General features: G+C 65.8%; 14 protein-coding genes. 5 read left to right on the forward strand and 9 right to left on the reverse strand.

The genetic code is table 11. The annotated features are described in order from the left end of the window. Window positions 1-45: 45 nt before the first annotated feature. Window positions 46-1,158, reverse strand: a complete 1,113-nt coding sequence (locus FBY30_RS09205; RefSeq protein WP_235009387.1) for an App1 family protein — start codon at window positions 1,156-1,158, stop codon at window positions 46-48. A 32-nt stretch (window positions 1,159-1,190) separates the two neighbouring features. Beyond that, entirely contained in the window at window positions 1,191-1,922 is a 732-nt protein-coding gene (locus tag FBY30_RS09210; protein WP_142132602.1) for a DUF72 domain-containing protein, read from the reverse strand. Window positions 1,923-1,986: 64 nt separating this feature from the next. Between FBY30_RS09210 and FBY30_RS09215 the strand changes: the two genes are divergently transcribed. The 3 genes from FBY30_RS09215 to FBY30_RS09225 all read left to right on the forward strand — a co-directional run bounded on the left by FBY30_RS09215 (window position 1,987) and on the right by FBY30_RS09225 (window position 4,912). After that, window positions 1,987-3,795: a glycoside hydrolase family 15 protein gene (locus FBY30_RS09215; protein ID WP_142132603.1), complete on the forward strand. Its 1,809-nt coding sequence runs from the start codon at window positions 1,987-1,989 to the stop codon at window positions 3,793-3,795. Between the two features lie 113 nt (window positions 3,796-3,908). Further along, window positions 3,909-4,199 carry a hypothetical protein gene (locus FBY30_RS09220; protein ID WP_142132604.1) on the forward strand — a complete coding sequence of 97 codons (291 nt, stop codon included), beginning with the start codon at window positions 3,909-3,911 and terminating at the stop codon, window positions 4,197-4,199. Window positions 4,200-4,210: 11 nt separating this feature from the next. Then, on the forward strand, window positions 4,211-4,912 hold the full coding sequence (locus FBY30_RS09225; RefSeq protein WP_235009388.1) for an HAD family hydrolase: 702 nt from the start codon (window positions 4,211-4,213) through the stop codon (window positions 4,910-4,912). Window positions 4,913-4,931: 19 nt separating this feature from the next. Here the strand turns inward: FBY30_RS09225 and FBY30_RS09230 are convergent, their stop codons facing one another. Beyond that, window positions 4,932-5,180 carry a hypothetical protein gene (locus tag FBY30_RS09230; RefSeq protein WP_142132606.1) on the reverse strand — a complete coding sequence of 83 codons (249 nt, stop codon included), beginning with the start codon at window positions 5,178-5,180 and terminating at the stop codon, window positions 4,932-4,934. Window positions 5,181-5,380: 200 nt separating this feature from the next. Between FBY30_RS09230 and FBY30_RS09235 the strand changes: the two genes are divergently transcribed. After that, entirely contained in the window at window positions 5,381-6,562 is a 1,182-nt protein-coding gene (locus tag FBY30_RS09235; RefSeq protein WP_142132607.1) for a zinc-dependent alcohol dehydrogenase, read from the forward strand. An 81-nt stretch (window positions 6,563-6,643) separates the two neighbouring features. Here the strand turns inward: FBY30_RS09235 and FBY30_RS09240 are convergent, their stop codons facing one another. From FBY30_RS09240 to FBY30_RS09255, 4 genes are read right to left on the reverse strand one after another with little or no spacing between them, the layout of a single operon-like run. Continuing rightward, window positions 6,644-7,456, reverse strand: a complete 813-nt coding sequence (locus tag FBY30_RS09240) for a bifunctional allantoicase/(S)-ureidoglycine aminohydrolase (RefSeq protein WP_142132608.1) — start codon at window positions 7,454-7,456, stop codon at window positions 6,644-6,646. A 17-nt stretch (window positions 7,457-7,473) separates the two neighbouring features. Then, entirely contained in the window at window positions 7,474-8,748 is a 1,275-nt protein-coding gene (locus FBY30_RS09245; RefSeq protein WP_142132609.1) for a DUF6986 family protein, read from the reverse strand. Window position 8,749: 1 nt separating this feature from the next. Next, on the reverse strand, window positions 8,750-10,348 hold the full coding sequence (gene aceB / locus FBY30_RS09250; protein WP_142132610.1) for a malate synthase A: 1,599 nt from the start codon (window positions 10,346-10,348) through the stop codon (window positions 8,750-8,752). A 36-nt stretch (window positions 10,349-10,384) separates the two neighbouring features. After that, on the reverse strand, window positions 10,385-11,836 hold the full coding sequence (locus FBY30_RS09255; protein ID WP_142132611.1) for an NAD-dependent malic enzyme: 1,452 nt from the start codon (window positions 11,834-11,836) through the stop codon (window positions 10,385-10,387). A gap of 221 nt (window positions 11,837-12,057) precedes the next feature. Between FBY30_RS09255 and FBY30_RS09260 the strand changes: the two genes are divergently transcribed. Continuing rightward, window positions 12,058-12,813: an IclR family transcriptional regulator gene (locus tag FBY30_RS09260; RefSeq protein ID WP_142132612.1), complete on the forward strand. Its 756-nt coding sequence runs from the start codon at window positions 12,058-12,060 to the stop codon at window positions 12,811-12,813. A gap of 83 nt (window positions 12,814-12,896) precedes the next feature. Here FBY30_RS09260 and FBY30_RS09265 read toward each other — a convergent pair whose 3' ends face one another. Further along, window positions 12,897-14,402 carry a nucleobase:cation symporter-2 family protein gene (locus tag FBY30_RS09265; protein ID WP_142132613.1) on the reverse strand — a complete coding sequence of 502 codons (1,506 nt, stop codon included), beginning with the start codon at window positions 14,400-14,402 and terminating at the stop codon, window positions 12,897-12,899. Between the two features lie 163 nt (window positions 14,403-14,565). After that, window positions 14,566-15,474 (reverse strand): factor-independent urate hydroxylase, encoded by a 909-nt coding sequence (gene pucL, locus FBY30_RS09270; RefSeq protein ID WP_142132614.1) that lies wholly within the window; start codon window positions 15,472-15,474, stop codon window positions 14,566-14,568. Between the last annotated feature and the right edge of the window lie 106 nt (window positions 15,475-15,580).

Raw genomic sequence — 15,580 nt, forward strand, 5'->3', positions numbered from 1 at the left:
GGCGCCGGCCGTGGCGGCACAGTGCCGCATCGGGGCGACGCCGGATCAGCCCCGGAGCAGGTCCAGCATGGCGAGCTGCCTTGCGATGCCGGCGCCGTCGGGGGAATAGATCCACGGCACCCTTGAGGTGGTGTGGTCCCCGTCTTCGGAGTGTCCGCCGGCGAATACCGATTCGCTGACAGACAGTTGCCGGATGGCGATCGCCGCAACCTTATCCGGGTTCTCAGCCGCGAAGGCGGAGTAGATGGCTTCGTCGTGCTGGCCGTTGTCGCCGATCAGGAGCCACCGCATGTCCGGAAACTCCTGCGCCAGCCGCTCCAGGTTCCGGTGCTTGTGGTCCTGGCCGCTGCGGAACCAGCGGTCCTGGGTGAGCCCCCAGTCCGTCAGCAGCAGCGCACCCTTGGGGTACATGTTGCGGGTCAGGAACCGTGCCAGCGTAGGGGCGGCGTTCCAGGGCCCGGTGGAGAGGTAGATGACCGGTGCTTCGGGGTGCTCGATGGTCAGCCGGTCCAGCAGGACGGCCATGCCCGGGGTGGCCATGCGGGCGCGTTCACTGAGTACGAACGTATTCCATAGTGCCAGGAAGGGCCGGGGCAGGGCGGTGACCATCACGGTGTCGTCGATGTCGGAGACGATGCCGAATTCCACGCCGGGAGCGATTACCTGGATCAGCGCCTCTGCCGGCTCGGTTCCCTCCGCCCGCAGCACCGCGGTGTGCCAGCCGGGGGAGAGCTGGACATCCACCTCGGTGTCGATCAGCCCGCCCCGGTCCGCCGTGACGTGGGTGACCACGTCCCCGATAGTGATTTCGACGTCGCTGTACTGCAGCGGCACGCCGGTGAAGGCGCGCCAGCCGCGGATGTTCTGGTTGCCGTTCTTCGCTTCGTGTTCCGCCTTGCTGCCCGGCAGCGGTTTCTGCGTCAGCAGCACCCGACCCAGCACCCGCACCCGGGTGGTGGAACCGTAACCCTGGTAGGCGATGGTCTGCGGCACGAACTTCCACCGCTTGGCGAGCTGGATCCTGACGTCATTGACAGCGTCGGACAGTCGGTGGGCCAGCCGGAAGAACTGGCTTCCGGAAAGCGCAACGCGGCCCTTGGTGTTGTCCCTGGGCGGGTGTGCCGTGTCATGGGCGGGGTTCTGGGGAGCCGTGTCCATGGCACCACTCTGCCACAGCGCGGCAACCGCCATCAGCCGTTGCCCAGGATCCCGCGCAGGGTCTGGGCGTTCCGCACCGCGTTCCCGCCGCCGTCGTTGTTGAAGTACGCGTAGACGTCGATGCCCGCGCTGTCCCACTCCCGGATCCGGTCCGCCCACCACTCCATGTCCGCGTCCGAGTAGGAGCCGCCATACAGGTGCTCCTGGTCCGGGCCGTGAAGCCGGACGTAGGTGAACGGCGCGGTGGTGCGCAGGATGCAGGGCAGGTTGGCGCCGCTCATGATGCAGTACGCCGCCTGGTGGCGCTCAAGCAGCTCAAATACCTCCGGGCAGTCCCAGGTGGGGTGCCGGAATTCGACGGCAACCCTGATCCAGGACGGCAGCACGCCCAGGAAATAGTCCAGCCTGGCATCGTCCCGCTCCAGCTGGGGCGGGAGCTGGACCAGGAGTACGGCACGTTTGTCCCCGAGTTCATGCCAGCACCTGGCGATGCGCTCCACCCACACTTCAGGCGAGTACAGCTTGCGGGCGTGGGTCAGCCCGCGGGGGGCCTTGACGGACATGCTGAAACCGGGCGGCAGGCGCCTGTTCCAGCCCGCGAAAGTGGTGTCCCGCGGCCACCGGTAAAAGCTGGCATTCAGTTCAACCGTGCTGAAGCTGGAGACGTAGCACTGGAGCCGGTCCCGGACGGGCAGCCCGGGCGGGTACAGCACGTTCTCCCAGTGGTCGTAACTCCAGCCGGAGGTGCCAATGTGGATTGCCATTTGCCTCAGGCTACACCCGGACATTTCCCCTTCCGTTCGGGGCTCCGTATGGCAGGGTAATGTCATGGTGCGAATTGAGGATTATGCGGTGGTTGGCGACCTTCACACCGGGGCCCTGGTCAGCAAGGAAGGCTCGATCGACTGGCTTTGCCTGCCCCGGTTCGATTCGCCCGCGTGCTTCAACGCCCTGCTGGACACCCCCGACGCCGGCCGCTGGCTGCTGGCACCCGCGGGCGGGGGTGCCTGCACGCGGCGCAGCTACCGGGACGGCAGCCTGGTCCTGGACACCGAGTGGGACACCCCGGAAGGCACCGTCCGCGTCACCGACTTCATGCCGCCCCGCGATTCCGTGGCCGACATCGTCAGGATCGTGGAAGGCGTCAGCGGCAGCGTCAGGATGCATGGCGAGCTGATCATGCGGTTTGACTACGGGCACATCATTCCCTGGGTCCGCAAGGACAAGCGCGGGCTGCATGCCATCGCGGGTCCGGACGCCGTCTACCTGGTGACCCCTGCACCCCTGCATGGTGAAAACATGCACACCGTCAGTGACTTCACCGTGAACGCCGGCGACAAGGTCCCCTTCGTGCTGACCTGGGCGCCCAGCCATGTGGGGCGGCCGGTCACCGTGGATGCTGAGGACGTCCTGGACAGCACCTTCGAATTTTGGCGGGGGTGGTCCTCGCAATGCACTGTGGAGGGGAGGTACCAGGATGCGGTGGTGCGCTCCCTGATAACGCTCAAGGCGCTGACCTACGCTCCCACCGGTGGCATCGTGGCCGCCGTCACCACCTCCCTTCCCGAGCAGCCAGGCGGCCAGCGCAACTGGGACTACCGCTACTGCTGGCTGCGGGATGCTGCCATGACGCTGCAGGCGCTGCTGGCCGCGGGGTATACCGCCGAGGCCTCTGCCTGGCGGGACTGGCTGCTTCGCGCAGTTGCCGGCGACCCTGCCGACCTGCAGATCATGTACGGGATCCACGGTGAGCGGCGGCTGCCGGAAATGGAGCTGCCCTGGCTGAAGGGGTACGAGAACTCGGCCCCTGTGCGGATTGGAAATGCGGCGGCCGAACAGTTCCAGCTGGACGTGTGGGGCGAGGTGCTGGACTGCCTGGCGCTGACGCGGAACTCCCTGCTGAAGCACACTGACGAGGCCTGGGATGTGCAGATCGCGCTGATGGAACACCTGGAAACCATCTGGGACCAGCCGGACAATGGGCTCTGGGAGATGCGCGGCCCGCGCCGGCACTTTACCCATTCCAAGGTCATGGCCTGGGTGGCGGCAGACCGGATGGTCAAAGGAGTCCGCGAGTCCGGCCTGCCGGGGCCGGTGGAGCGCTGGGAGGCGCTGCGGGACCAGATCCGCGCGGACATCATGGCCAACGGATTTGATGCAGAGCGCAATACGTTTGTCCAGTCCTATGGCCGGCCGGAGCTGGATGCCAGCCTGCTGCTGATTCCCAGGGTGGGCTTCCTGCCCAACGACGATCCCAAGGTCATCGGCACCATCGAGGCCATCCAACGGGAGCTGACCCAGGACGGTTTCGTGCTGCGGTACAAGCCGGAAGAGAGCGACGACGGCCTGCCGGGCGACGAGGGCGTCTTCCTGGCCTGCTCGTTCTGGATGGTGGAGGCGTTGCTGGGCGCCGGTCGCCATGAGGAATCGCGTGAACTCTTCGAACGGCTGCTGGAGTTGCGCAACGATGTGGGGCTGCTGAGTGAGGAATGGGGAGTCAAGTCAGGCCGCCAACTGGGCAACACGCCGCAGGCATTCAGCCACTTCGCCCTTGTGACTAGCGCTCTTGAGCTCCATCAGGATACGGTTCGGCGCAGTGACACCCCCCTTCCGTCCGCAAGGGCGGATTCGCGCTGAGGCGGCGCGGACCGGGGCTGAACTTCTCCTTCGCAGGATAGATAAGTATACTTACTAACACTTCATGGAGTGCTCCCAAGCACAGCGCCGTGATTGATGGAGGAGTGATAGCTATGGCCGGATTTTTTGAGCTCGTTGATGCCCCTGACGGTGGTTACCGCATCAGGATGATGGATGGAAGCGGGAACCTGATGGCCATCTCGGTCACCTTCCCGACCAAGAGGGCAGCGGTGGCAGGCGTCGCCATGGCCCGGGAAATCGCAGGCACGGGCCTCATCCGGGACAAGAGCCTGGACGGTGCCGGGTCCGTTATTCGTGAGCGCGTGCGGCCCGTCAGTTCCCCCAAGGAGGAGGCGGCCAGGCGGAAAAAGGCGCCTGACGTGCGACGGGCAGCGGTGGGCTGATGACCGAGTCCATGACACCCCCTGGCGACGTCCGCCGGGGGGTCCTCTTTGACGTTGACGGCACCCTGATCGACTCGTCCTACATCCACACCATTTCCTGGTGGGGCGCCTTCCGCCAATACGGGCACGACGTGCCCATGGCGGCCATCCACCAGCTCGTCGGCATGGGCGGGGCCCGGTTGGTGGACAACCTGCTGCCACCCGACCGCGACCGTGACGAGGATGAGGACATCATGACCAGCCACGGGGCGCTGTACGCCTCGCACTGGCCCTCGCTCCGCCCCCTGGACGGGGCCAAGGAACTGCTGGGCCAGTGCCACGCCGGCGGGCTGGCCGTTGCGCTGGCCTCCTCGGCCCGGCAGCGGGACCTGCAGGTCATGCGGTCCGTCCTGGACGCGGACGCCTTCATTGACGTGGCCACCAGCGCCAACGATGCGAAGGAAAGCAAGCCGGCGCCGGACATCCTCGAGGCCGCCCTCGAATCGGCCGGCGTGGATGCGGCGCATGCAGTCTATGTCGGCGACGCAGTGTGGGACATGAAGGCGGCCGGAGCCCTGGGTATTCCGGCCATTGGGGTCACCTGCGGGGGCATCCAGGCCGCGCAACTGCGTGAGGCCGGCGCCGTCGAGGTTTATGAAGGTCCGCGGGATCTGTTGGAAAATCTCGGCTCCAGTGCCATTGGCCGGCTGCTTGCGCTGCAGCCGAATCCTTAGTCCGCAGCGGCTGGCCGGTTCACAGCGGCTGGCCGCCCGGTACTGAATCTTCGTTGCCGGCAATGGCGGGTTTTGGCCACGACACGACCACCTTGACGGAGCCGTCGTCGTTCCGCTCAATATCCGTGGCCACCTCGGCCGCGGGGGCGCCCATCTCCTCCACCCGCCTCCGGTACGTATCGACCAGTTCCACCAGGCTGTCCTCCGTCCATTCGCCCGGACGCATGCGGGTGGAGATCTCTACCGGTTCCGGCTGGTACAGCGACATGGCGTTCCTCTTTCGGGTGCTCTTTCTTGGTGTTCCGGGACTCTTCCTACGCTAGAAGCAGTAGGCGGCTGCCACAAGCTTTTAGTCAGCATGCTTACTTTTTTCCTTCAAAACCGATACCGTCGAAGAAAGGGTGCCCGCGGGTGCCCTGCCCCGCCCCAGGGAGACCCCCACGGGCAAAGCAGAGCGAAAGGGAGACTGTGAAAGCACTGACGTGGCAAGGAAAGCGGTCGGTAAGCGTAGAAGAAGTACCCGATCCCGTCATCCAGGAACCGACGGATGCGATCGTACGGATCACCTCCACCGCCATCTGCGGATCTGACCTGCACCTCTACGAGGTCCTGGGCCCGTACATGCACAAGGGCGACGTCATTGGCCACGAGCCAATGGGGATCGTGGAAGAAGTAGGCAGCGGCGTCACCAATCTCCGCAAGGGCGACCGCGTGGTGATTCCGTTCAACATCTCCTGCGGCTCCTGCTACATGTGCAAGATGGGACTGCAGTCCCAGTGCGAAACCACCCAGGTCAAGGAAAAGGGCTCCGGCGCCGCCCTCTTTGGCTACTCCGAGCTGTACGGTTCCGTTCCCGGCGGCCAGGCCGAGTACCTGCGGGTACCGCACGCCGACTACGGGCCGGTCAAGGTGGGCAACGAACTGCCGGATGACCGGTACCTGTTCCTCTCCGACATCCTGCCCACCGCCTGGCAGGCCGTGGAATACGCGGACGTCCCGGCGGGCGGCACGCTGGCAGTGTTCGGCCTCGGTCCGGTAGGCCAGTTTGCCGGCCGCATCGGCGTCCACCGCGGGTTCCGCGTCATCGGCATCGACCCCGTCCCGGAGCGCCGGGAGATGGCTGCCCGGCACGGCGTGGAAACGCTGGACCTGAGCAAGACCATCGGCGACGAACTCCGGGAAATGACCGGCGGCCGCGGCCCGGATGCGGTGGTTGACGCCGTCGGAATGGAAGCCCACGGCTCCCCGGTGGCCGGCTTCGCCCACCAGGCGCTGGGACTCCTGCCGGACAAGCTTGCGCAGAAGGCCATGGAGACCGGCGGCGTGGACCGCCTGGCAGCGCTGCACGCTTCGGTTGACGCAGTGCGCCGGGGCGGCACCCTGTCCCTCAGCGGTGTGTACGGCGGCACGGCCAGCCCCATGCCGCTGCTCACCATGTTCGACAAGCAGTTGCAGGTGCGCATGGGCCAGTGCAACGTGCGGAACTGGACTGACGCCATCCTTCCCCTCGTGGAGGACGACGCCGATCCGCTGGGTGTGATGGACCTGGTCACCCACCGTTCGGGCCTGGACGGTGCGCCCGCCCTGTACGAGAAGTTCCAGAAGAAGGAAGACGGCTGCATCAAAGTGGTCCTCAACCCGGGCGCCTAAGCCTTACCAGCAACACATAAAAAGCAGGGGCCGTTATGGAAATCCATAACGGCCCCTGCTGCTGCCCGAAGGCGGAAACGGCTAGGTGAGCTTCACCTGGCGGTTCATGTCCTTGTACAGGAGGTAGCGGAATTCGCCCGGGCCGCCGGCGTAGCAGGCCTGCGGGCAGAAGGCGCGCAGCCACATGAAGTCGCCGGCCTCCACCTCCACCCAGTCGTTGTTGAGCAGGTACATGGCCTTGCCTTCCAGGACGTACAGGCCATGCTCCATGACGTGCGTTTCCGGGAACGGGATCACGCCGCCTGGCTGGAACGTGACGATGTTGACCTGCATGTCATGCGCCAGGTCGCTGGAGTCCGTGAAACGCGTGGTCTTCCAGACGTCGTTGGTGTCCGGCATGGACGTGGGCTCGATGTCCTTCTCGTTGGTGACGAAGGACTTGGCCTCGTACCCCTCCAGCCGCTCGTAGGCCTTGCGGATCCAGTGGTAGGAGACGACGTCGTCGGAGACGTTCTCCACGCCCCACTCCGAACCGGCGGCCAGGTAGGCGTAGCCGCCTTCCTCCATCTGGTGCAGCTCGCCGTCGAGGGTCAAATTGAGCTTGCCCTTGGTCACAAACACGACGCCCTCCACGCCTGCCTCGAATTCAGCCTTCGGTGCGCCGCCGCCCGGGGCGATCTCAACGATCAGCTGGGAGAACGTGGTGGCGAAACCCGAAATGGGGCGGGCGATGATCCAGGAGCGGGTGTTGGAGAAGCCCGGAAGGTTGGACGTGACGATGTCCGTCATCACGCCCTTCGGGATCACCGTGTAGGCCTCGGTGACGATGGCGCGCTCGGTGGTCAGGTGGGTCTGCGGCGGCAGTCCGCCGCTGGGGGAGTAGTACTTGCCCATGAATCGATTCCTTTGGCTTAGGAGTTGGAAGTGGTGGCCAGCCGCGGGTGCGCCAGTGCGGTGAGCTGCGGAATTCCGACGCCGGCAAGCGCCTGGACTTCCTCGGCACCAACGGCGCCGCACTGGACGCCGCGGAGGACGAACGCGGCCAGGGCGCGGGCGGTGGCGGGCTCGTCCATGACGCCACCTTCAGTCCGCTCCACGTAGTTGCGCAGGCGGGCCGCCGCGGCCGGCAGGCCCTCGCGGTAGAAGGCGTAGGTGGCGGCGAACCGGCTGGGCAGCTGGGCCGGGTGCAGGTCCCAGCCCTGGTAGTAGCCGCGTTCCAGCGATCGCCGCACCAGGCGGCCGTGCAACTGCCAGGCGTTCTCCACGTTGTCACCCACGGGGATGATGTTGGTGGAACCGTCGGAGAGCCGGATGCCGGTGCCGGCCACGGCCAGCTGCATGACTTCTTTGGCGAAGTCGGCCACCGGGTGCTCCATCGACTGGTACTCCGCGGAGATCTGCAGGGATGCCGAGTAGTCGTACGTGCCGTAGTGCAGCCCGCTGATGCGCCCGGGCACGGCGTGCGGCAGCTGGGCCACCGGCGACGTGCCTTCCGGGCCCAGGATCAGCTGCGGCGCTTCCACCTGGACCTCGAAGCGGAGCCTGCCCGCGGGCAGGCCGTGGACTTCCTCCAGCCGGGAGACCGCGTAATCCATGGCCTTGACCTGGGCCACCGTGGTGACCTTGGGCAGGGTCAGGACCAGGCCTTCCGGCAGCTCGCCCGCCTGGGCGAGGCCGGAGACGAACAGGTCCAGGGTCCGCAGCCCGCGGGCCCGGGTGGGGGCCTCGAAGCACTTGAAGCGGATACCGATGAACGGGGGAGCGGACCCGGCAGCGACTGCCGTGGCCACCGCGGAAGCCGCGGCAACCGCGGCGGCGTCCTCGGCGTCGTCACCCCTGTCCCCAAAGCCGTCCTCAAAGTCGAGGCGCAGGTCCTCGATCGGCTCGTCGGCCAGCTTTGCGGCCACCCGGCCGGCGACTGCCTCGGCGAGGCCGGCTTCCTGGCCCAGGAGCCGGCCCAGCTTTTCGAACCCGCCGTGGGCTTCCGCCGTCGCGGTGGCCTGGGCGCCCCAGTCGGCAGCCAACGACGGCGTAAACCGGTCGGCGGGCACGTACACCGTGTGCACGGGCTGGCGGGAGCCGTCGTCGCCCGGGTAGTTCTGCTCCAACAGCCGGTCCGTGGCGGCAAGCTGCCCGTCGATGGCGGCCAGGTCTCCGGCGGAGAGCGAGGGTTTGGGTGTTGCCATCTCAGCCCACCAGTTCGTACGCGGGAGTGGTGAGGAAGTCCGTGTAGTCGTCGGAGAGGCAGATGTCCGCGATCAACTCGCTGGCCGGCTGGTAGTAGCGCCGGAACGCCTCATCGCCGAACTCGGTGCGGAGCCGTTCCGTTTCCTCGCCCAGGACCTTCTCCACCAGTTCCTTGGTCACCGTGTTGCCGGTGTCCGCAAGGATGGACTTGTTGCGGATCTGCTGCCACACCTGGGAACGGGAGATCTCCGCGGTGGCGGCATCCTCCATCAGGTTGTGGATGGCGACGGCTCCGTTTCCGGACAGCCACACCGCGGTGTAGGCCACGGCCACGTACAGGTTCAGGCGCAGCCCGGCCTCGGTAACCTGGCCGTCAGCGGACTGGACGTCCAGCAGCTGGGCCGCCGTCACGGAAACCTCGGGGCGCTGCTTGTCCACCTGGTTGGGCTTGTCGCCGAGGACCGAATCGAAGACTTCGCGGCAGGTGGGGACCAGGTCCGGGTGGGCCACCCAGGAACCGTCGAAGCCATCGTTCGCCTCCCGGGTCTTGTCAGCGCGGACCTTCTCGAAGGCAGCCGCGGTGACTTCCGGGTGGCGACGGTTGGGGATGACCGCTGCCATGCCGCCCATGGCAAACGCGCCGCGCTTGTGGCAGGTCTTCACCAGGAGCTCGGTGTAGGCACGCATGAACGGGGCGGTCATCACCACGGAAGCGCGGTCCGGCAGCACGAACTCCTCGCCGGCGTCCCGGAAGTACTTGATGATGCTGAACAGGTAGTCCCAGCGGCCGGCGTTCAGGCCGGAGGCATGGTCCCGCAATTCGTACAGGATCTCGTCCATCTCGAAGGCGGCCGGGATGGTCTCGATCAGCACGGTGGCACGGATGGTGCCCTGGTTCAGGCCCAGGTAGTCCTGCGCGAACACGAACACGTCGTTCCACAACCGGGCCTCGAGGTGGCTCTCCATCTTGGGCAGGTAGTAATACGGGCCCTGCCCGTTAAGCACCAGCTGCTTGGCGATGTGGAAGAAGTGCAGCCCGAAGTCCACCAGCGCGCCCACGGCCAGTTCGCCGTTGATGAGCAGGTGCTTTTCCTGCATGTGCCAGCCGCGGGGGCGGGCCACCACGACGGCGAGCGGCGCGTCGGTGCGGAGGCGGTACTCCTTGCCTTCCTCCGAGGTGAAGCCCAGCGTGCCCTGGGCCGCGTCGCGGAGGTTCAGGATGGCGTCGATGACGTTGGCCCAGGTGGGCGTGCTGGCGTCCTCGAGGTCCGCCAGCCACACCTTGGCGCCGGAGTTCAGGGCGTTGATGGCCATCTTTGCCGGCGACGCGGGCCCGGTCATTTCCACCCGGCGGTCCTGCAAAGCCGCCGGTGCCGGTGCAACCTTCCAGTCGCCGTCGCGCACGTCCTTGGTCTCCGGCAGGAAGTCCAGCTTGCCGGTCTCGGCTACCCGCTGCCGCTTGACGGCGCGGGCCGCCAGGAGCTCGTTGCGGGTGCCGGCGAACCGGTTGTGGAGTTCCTCCACGAAGGCCAGTGCCTTGGGCGTGAGGATCTCCTCCGCGCGGTCGATCGGCCGGGGATCTGTGACGGTGATGGCCATTTCTGGTCCTTTCCTTGGGCTGGGAAGTCGGGCGGGTCAGGCGGAGGCAAGTGCCGGCGCTGGTTCCTTGGCAGAGTCGGCCGGTTCGGTAGCCGTTGCAACGTTTGAGGCCTGGGCTGCGGCCGCGACTGCGGCTGCGACGTCGGCGGTCACGTGGGGGTCGAAAATGCTCGGGATGATGTAGCTCGCATTGAGCTCATTATCATTCACGCGGTTTGCGATTGCCTCGGCGGCAGCCACCAGCATTTCCGGCGTGATGTCGCTCGCGCCGACATCCAGGAGCCCGCGGAAGAGGCCGGGGAAGGCCAGGACGTTGTTGATCTGGTTGGGGAAGTCGCTGCGGCCGGTGGCCACCACGGCTGCGTGCCGGGACGCGACGGCGGGGTCCACCTCGGGGGTGGGGTTGGCCATGGCGAACACGATGGCGTCCTTGGCCATGGAGGCAACGTGCTCTTCGCCGAGGATGTTCGGGGCGGAAACGCCGATGAAGACATCTGCGCCCACCAGGGCCTCGTGCAGGCTTCCGGCGAAGCCTTCCTCATTGGTGTTGTCCGCGATCCACGTGCGGTGGGAGTCGTTGTAGGTCTCGCCCTTGTGGATGGCGCCGGAGCGGCCGGCGGCCACGATGTGTCGGGCGCCCTGGGCCTTGAGCAGCTGAATGATGGCGGAGCCTGCAGCACCGACGCCGGACACCACGATCTTCACGTCCGCGATCTTTTTGTCCACCACGCGCAGGGCGTTGACCAGGGCGGCCAGGGTGACGATGGCGGTGCCGTGCTGGTCGTCGTGGAACACCGGGATGTCCAGTTCCTCGCGCAGGCGCGCCTCGATCTCGAAGCAGCGGGGAGCAGCGATGTCCTCCAGGTTCACGCCGCCGAAGACGGGTGCCAGGAGCTTGACGGTGCGGATGATTTCCTCGGTGTCCTGGGTGTCCAGGCAGACGGGCCAGGCGTCCACGTTGGCGAACTGCTTGAAGAGTGCGGCTTTGCCTTCCATGACCGGGAGTGCCGCGGCGGGGCCGATGTTGCCCAGGCCAAGGACGGCGGAGCCGTCGGTGACCACGGCAACGGTGTTGCGCTTGACCGTCAGGTTGCGGGCAGCGGCGGGGTCCTCGGCGATGGCCAAGCAGACGCGGGCGACGCCGGGCGTGTAGGCACGGGAAAGATCGTCGCGGTTGCGCAGCGGGACCTTGGGGACGACTTCGAGCTTGCCGCCGAGGTGCATGAGGAAGGTGCGGTCGGATACGTGCTGGACCGTGACGCCGTCGAGGGCGTTGAGGGCGTCCTTGACGCGTGCGGCGTGGTCGTCGTCGGTGGTGTTGCAGGTGACGTCGACAACGAGGGTCTCGTGGTGGGACTCGGTGACGTCCAGTGCGGTGATGGCTGCTCCGGCTGCACCGACGGCTGCGGCCAGTTCGCTGGTGGCGCTGAAGCTTGAGGGCGCTTCCACGCGCAGGGTGATCGAATTTCCGGGGCTGGGGTTCGCCATTGAATGTCCTCCTGTTTAGGCCTGGTCCGGCTTCTACTCTAATCCGAATGTTTTCGTATTATGGATATTATTATCTACTTTATGGAAACACAACCCCCCAGAATGCGACTGTCCCCTCGCATCGCGGCGGCGCTGGCTGTGCTGTATGTTGGGTGTTCTAAGCAACTCTTTTCACGATGCGGATAAGAGTTGTCGGATTCCGAGCCATAGGAGACAACGGAATGGCAGAAAAAGCCTCTGGCGGAGTGCAGTCGGTAGAGCGCGTCTTCGAACTGCTTGAGCTCATCACCGATGCCGGCGGCGACGTAACCCTCAGCGAGCTGTCGTCCTCCACGGACCTGCCGCTGCCCACCATCCACCGCCTGCTCCGCACCCTGGTGTCGCTTGGCTACATCCGCCAGCTGCCCAACCGGCGCTACGCGCTGGGCCCCCGGCTCATCCGGCTTGGCGAAGGTGCCAACAAGCAGCTGGGCGCCTTGGCCCAGCCCCAGCTGAAGATCCTGGTGGACCGGCTGGGGGAGACCTCCAACATGGCGGTGCTGGATTCGGACATGGTGATCTATGTGGCCCAGGTGCCGTCGCTGCACTCCATGCGCATGTTCACCGAGGTGGGCCGCCGCGCCCATACACATGCCACCGGCGTGGGCAAGGCAATCCTGGCCCAGCTCGACGACGACACCGTGCGGGGCATCGTGGCCCGCGCCGGCATGCCCACCCCCACCGCCAAGAGCATCGGCGATGTGGATGAACTGCTGGCCGACCTCAAGCTCATCCGCGAGCGTGGCTACTCCATAGACGAGGAAGAGCAGGAACTCGGTGTCCGCTGCTTCGCCATGGCGGTACCCAACGCCCCCACGCCCAGCGCCATTTCCGTCTCCGGCCCGGTATCGCGGGTGGATGAGGACTTCGCGGACAAGGCCGTGCCCATCCTCCGGGAGGCCGCCGAGGCTATCTCCCGCGAGCTGAACCGCACCTGAGGCACCCACGTTTATAAGCAATCGCGACGGCGGCCCGCACCTGATCCAAAAGGTGCGGGCCGCCGTCGTTCGCGGTGTCCTTGCTAATGCTCTGATGCCTTTTCGGCTGACTGGACGGGGACTTCCTTGCCGTCGCAGTCGATGAGCTTGCCGTTTTCAAACCGGTCGCCCTCGGCCAGGCAGCGGAGGTCCTCGGCGCGTACCAGGCGCTCGGTGCCGGCGACGAACACGGACTGGTTGTCCGAGTTGCCGGCCCGGAGGTGGTTGAACAGCAGGTTCAGCAGGATGGCCATGACTGCGGCCGAGCTGATGCCGGAGTGGAAGATGGTGCCGAACCAGGACGGGAACTGGTCGTAGAAGGTGGGAGCGGCGATGGGGATCATCCCGAAGCCGATGGAGGCGGCTACAACAATCAGGTTCATGTTGTTCTTGTAGTCCACCTTGGACAGCGTCCGGATGCCGCTGGCGGCGACGGTGCCGAAGAGCACGATCCCGGCGCCGCCCAGGACGGGAGTGGGCACTGCTGCCACCACACGGCCGAGGACGGGGAGGAGGCCCAGGACCACCAGGATGACGCCGCCGGCACTGACCACGAACCGGCTCTTGACGCCCGTGATGGCCACCAGGCCCACGTTCTGGGCGAACGCGCTCTGGGTGAAGGAGTTGAACAGCGGGGAGACGGCGCTGGAGAGCATGTCCGCACGGAGGCCGTTGCCGATCCGCTTGGAGTCCACCTTGGTGCCTACGATCTCGCCGACGGCGATGATGTCCGCAGAGGTTTCGGTGAGGGTAACGAGGATGACGATCAGCATGGAGATGATGGCCGCGACCTCAAAGGTGGGTGGTCCGAAGGCGAACGGGGTGGGGAAGGCGACGATGTCGCCCTGGCCCACCTTGGAGAAATCGGCCATCCCGAAAACGACGGCGATCAGTGTGCCCAGGACCATGGCCAGCAGGATGGACAAGCGGGAGATGGCGGCGCTGCCCACCTTGCTGAGGAGCAGGACGATGCCCATGGTGGCTGCTGCCAGTCCGATGTTTGCCATGCTGCCGTAGTTGGGTGCCTTGTTGTTGCCGCCCATGGCCCAGTTGGCGGCCACCGGCATCAGCGTCAGGCCGATGGTGGTGATCACCGTGCCAGTGACGACAGGCGGGAAGAAGCGGATGATCTTCGAGAACAGCGGCGTGATCAGCAGCCCGATCAGGGAGGCCGCGATGACGGAACCGAAGACTGCCTGGATGCCGCCCCCGCCGTGGACGATGGCCACCATGGTGGAAACGCCTGCAAAGGAGACGCCCTGGACCAGCGGCAACTGGGAGCCAAAGAAGGGAATGCCGACGGTCTGCAGGATGGTGGCGAGGCCGCCGACGAAAAGGCAGGCGGCGATGAGCAGGCCGATGTCCTGCGAGTTCATCCCGGCGGCCGCGCCGATGATCAGGGGCGGGGCGATGATGCCGCCGTACATGGTGAGGACGTGCTGGAAGCCGTATGCAAACATGCTTCCGATGGGGAGCCGCTGGTCTTCCGGGCGGGCCGGCCGTGCGCCTTTGCCGGCGGCTGCGGGGGCCAGTTTCTTCTTGGTGTTCATGGCAGACTTTCTTGGTTCATGGCAGACGTCATCGTCTGGCTAACTGGTGTCTGGCTAACGGGTGTTGTGAAGACGTTAAATATGTAGTTTTTGGTTTTACGGGGCTGGTTTCGACGGGCTCAACCACCGGTGGTCGAGCCCGTCGAAACCAGAAAGTGTGCCTTTAGCAGAAGCCGGCGATGCCGGACCAGGCAGCAGGGGCTGCCGCTGCATCTTCCCGCTGAACCGTGGCCTCGATCAGGCCGTACGGGCGGTCGGCGGCGAAGAAGACCTCGTTGGGGTTGTCGAGGCCGAACGGCGAGAGGTCCACCAGGAAGTGGTGCTTGTTGGGCATGGAGAACTTGATCTCGTCGATTTCGCTGTGTGCTTCGAGAACCTTGGTGCCCATGTCGAACAGGGTCTGCTGGAGCGCATGGGAGTACTTCTCGGTGAAGCCTTCAAGCAGGAGGCCCTTGACGTCGTCGTAGCTCTTGTTGAAGTCCAGCGTGCTGAAGTCCGTCCCGGTCTTGAAGCGCCAGCGGGCTGAAACGTCCGTGGCCAGGATGCGGTCGGTGGTTTCGGGCAGGGTGGTGTAGCGGTCCCGGGGGTAGCCGACAAAGCCGGACTGGGTGGACTTCAGGACGGTCAGGTCCTTCAGTCCGGAGATCAGGTGGCTTGTGGCCCCGTCCCGGACCAGGACGGCGGTCCGGACTTCCTGGCCGTTGCGGACGAACGAGTGGTCGTGTTCGCTGCCGTGGGCCTGGATCCGGTTCCAGGCGTAGGACTCTGCTTCCCAACGTCCGCCGTTGACCCAGTCGAAGCTGGAAGTGAAGTGCTCGCCGAGACGCAAAAGGAACTCTTCCGGCGAGCCAATGCCGTCGCGGGCAAAGGCGTAGATGGTGTTCTTTTGTGTGTCAGTGGCCACCACGTGGGCGTTGTCGCCTTCCAGGTGGGCCGCGGCGAAGTCGCCCCGCAGTTGCGAGGTGACGTTCAGGTCCTCAATCTCGTGGCGGTTGCTGTCGCGGGTGATCTTGACGACGCGCACTTCTGCCTTGCCGTACTGGTTCTCGCCGAGGATGATCTTGCTGCTCATGGTCTTTTCCCAACTTCCGGTAAGTGGAACCTAGGTTCCATCACTGAAATTAAGCGCGCGTTTCATGCGCGTTTCCGATGGAGCCGACCCAACAAAAAAAGAGCCG

Origin of the sequence: Arthrobacter sp. SLBN-83, from assembly GCF_006715285.1 — a bacterium.
Classification (GTDB): domain Bacteria; phylum Actinomycetota; class Actinomycetes; order Actinomycetales; family Micrococcaceae; genus Arthrobacter.

Coding starts and splice junctions, on each gene's coding strand:
- FBY30_RS09205 (WP_235009387.1), bottom strand. CDS start 1,158: ATGGACACGGCTCCCCAGAACCCCGCCCATGACACGGCACACCCGCCC.
- FBY30_RS09210 (WP_142132602.1), bottom strand. CDS start 1,922: ATGGCAATCCACATTGGCACCTCCGGCTGGAGTTACGACCACTGGGAG.
- FBY30_RS09215 (WP_142132603.1), top strand. CDS start 1,987: ATGGTGCGAATTGAGGATTATGCGGTGGTTGGCGACCTTCACACCGGG.
- FBY30_RS09220 (WP_142132604.1), top strand. CDS start 3,909: ATGGCCGGATTTTTTGAGCTCGTTGATGCCCCTGACGGTGGTTACCGC.
- FBY30_RS09225 (WP_235009388.1), top strand. CDS start 4,211: ATGACACCCCCTGGCGACGTCCGCCGGGGGGTCCTCTTTGACGTTGAC.
- FBY30_RS09230 (WP_142132606.1), bottom strand. CDS start 5,180: ATGTCGCTGTACCAGCCGGAACCGGTAGAGATCTCCACCCGCATGCGT.
- FBY30_RS09240 (WP_142132608.1), bottom strand. CDS start 7,456: ATGGGCAAGTACTACTCCCCCAGCGGCGGACTGCCGCCGCAGACCCAC.
- FBY30_RS09245 (WP_142132609.1), bottom strand. CDS start 8,748: ATGGCAACACCCAAACCCTCGCTCTCCGCCGGAGACCTGGCCGCCATC.
- aceB (WP_142132610.1), bottom strand. CDS start 10,348: ATGGCCATCACCGTCACAGATCCCCGGCCGATCGACCGCGCGGAGGAG.
- FBY30_RS09255 (WP_142132611.1), bottom strand. CDS start 11,836: ATGGCGAACCCCAGCCCCGGAAATTCGATCACCCTGCGCGTGGAAGCG.
- FBY30_RS09260 (WP_142132612.1), top strand. CDS start 12,058: ATGGCAGAAAAAGCCTCTGGCGGAGTGCAGTCGGTAGAGCGCGTCTTC.
- FBY30_RS09265 (WP_142132613.1), bottom strand. CDS start 14,402: ATGAACACCAAGAAGAAACTGGCCCCCGCAGCCGCCGGCAAAGGCGCA.
- pucL (WP_142132614.1), bottom strand. CDS start 15,474: ATGAGCAGCAAGATCATCCTCGGCGAGAACCAGTACGGCAAGGCAGAA.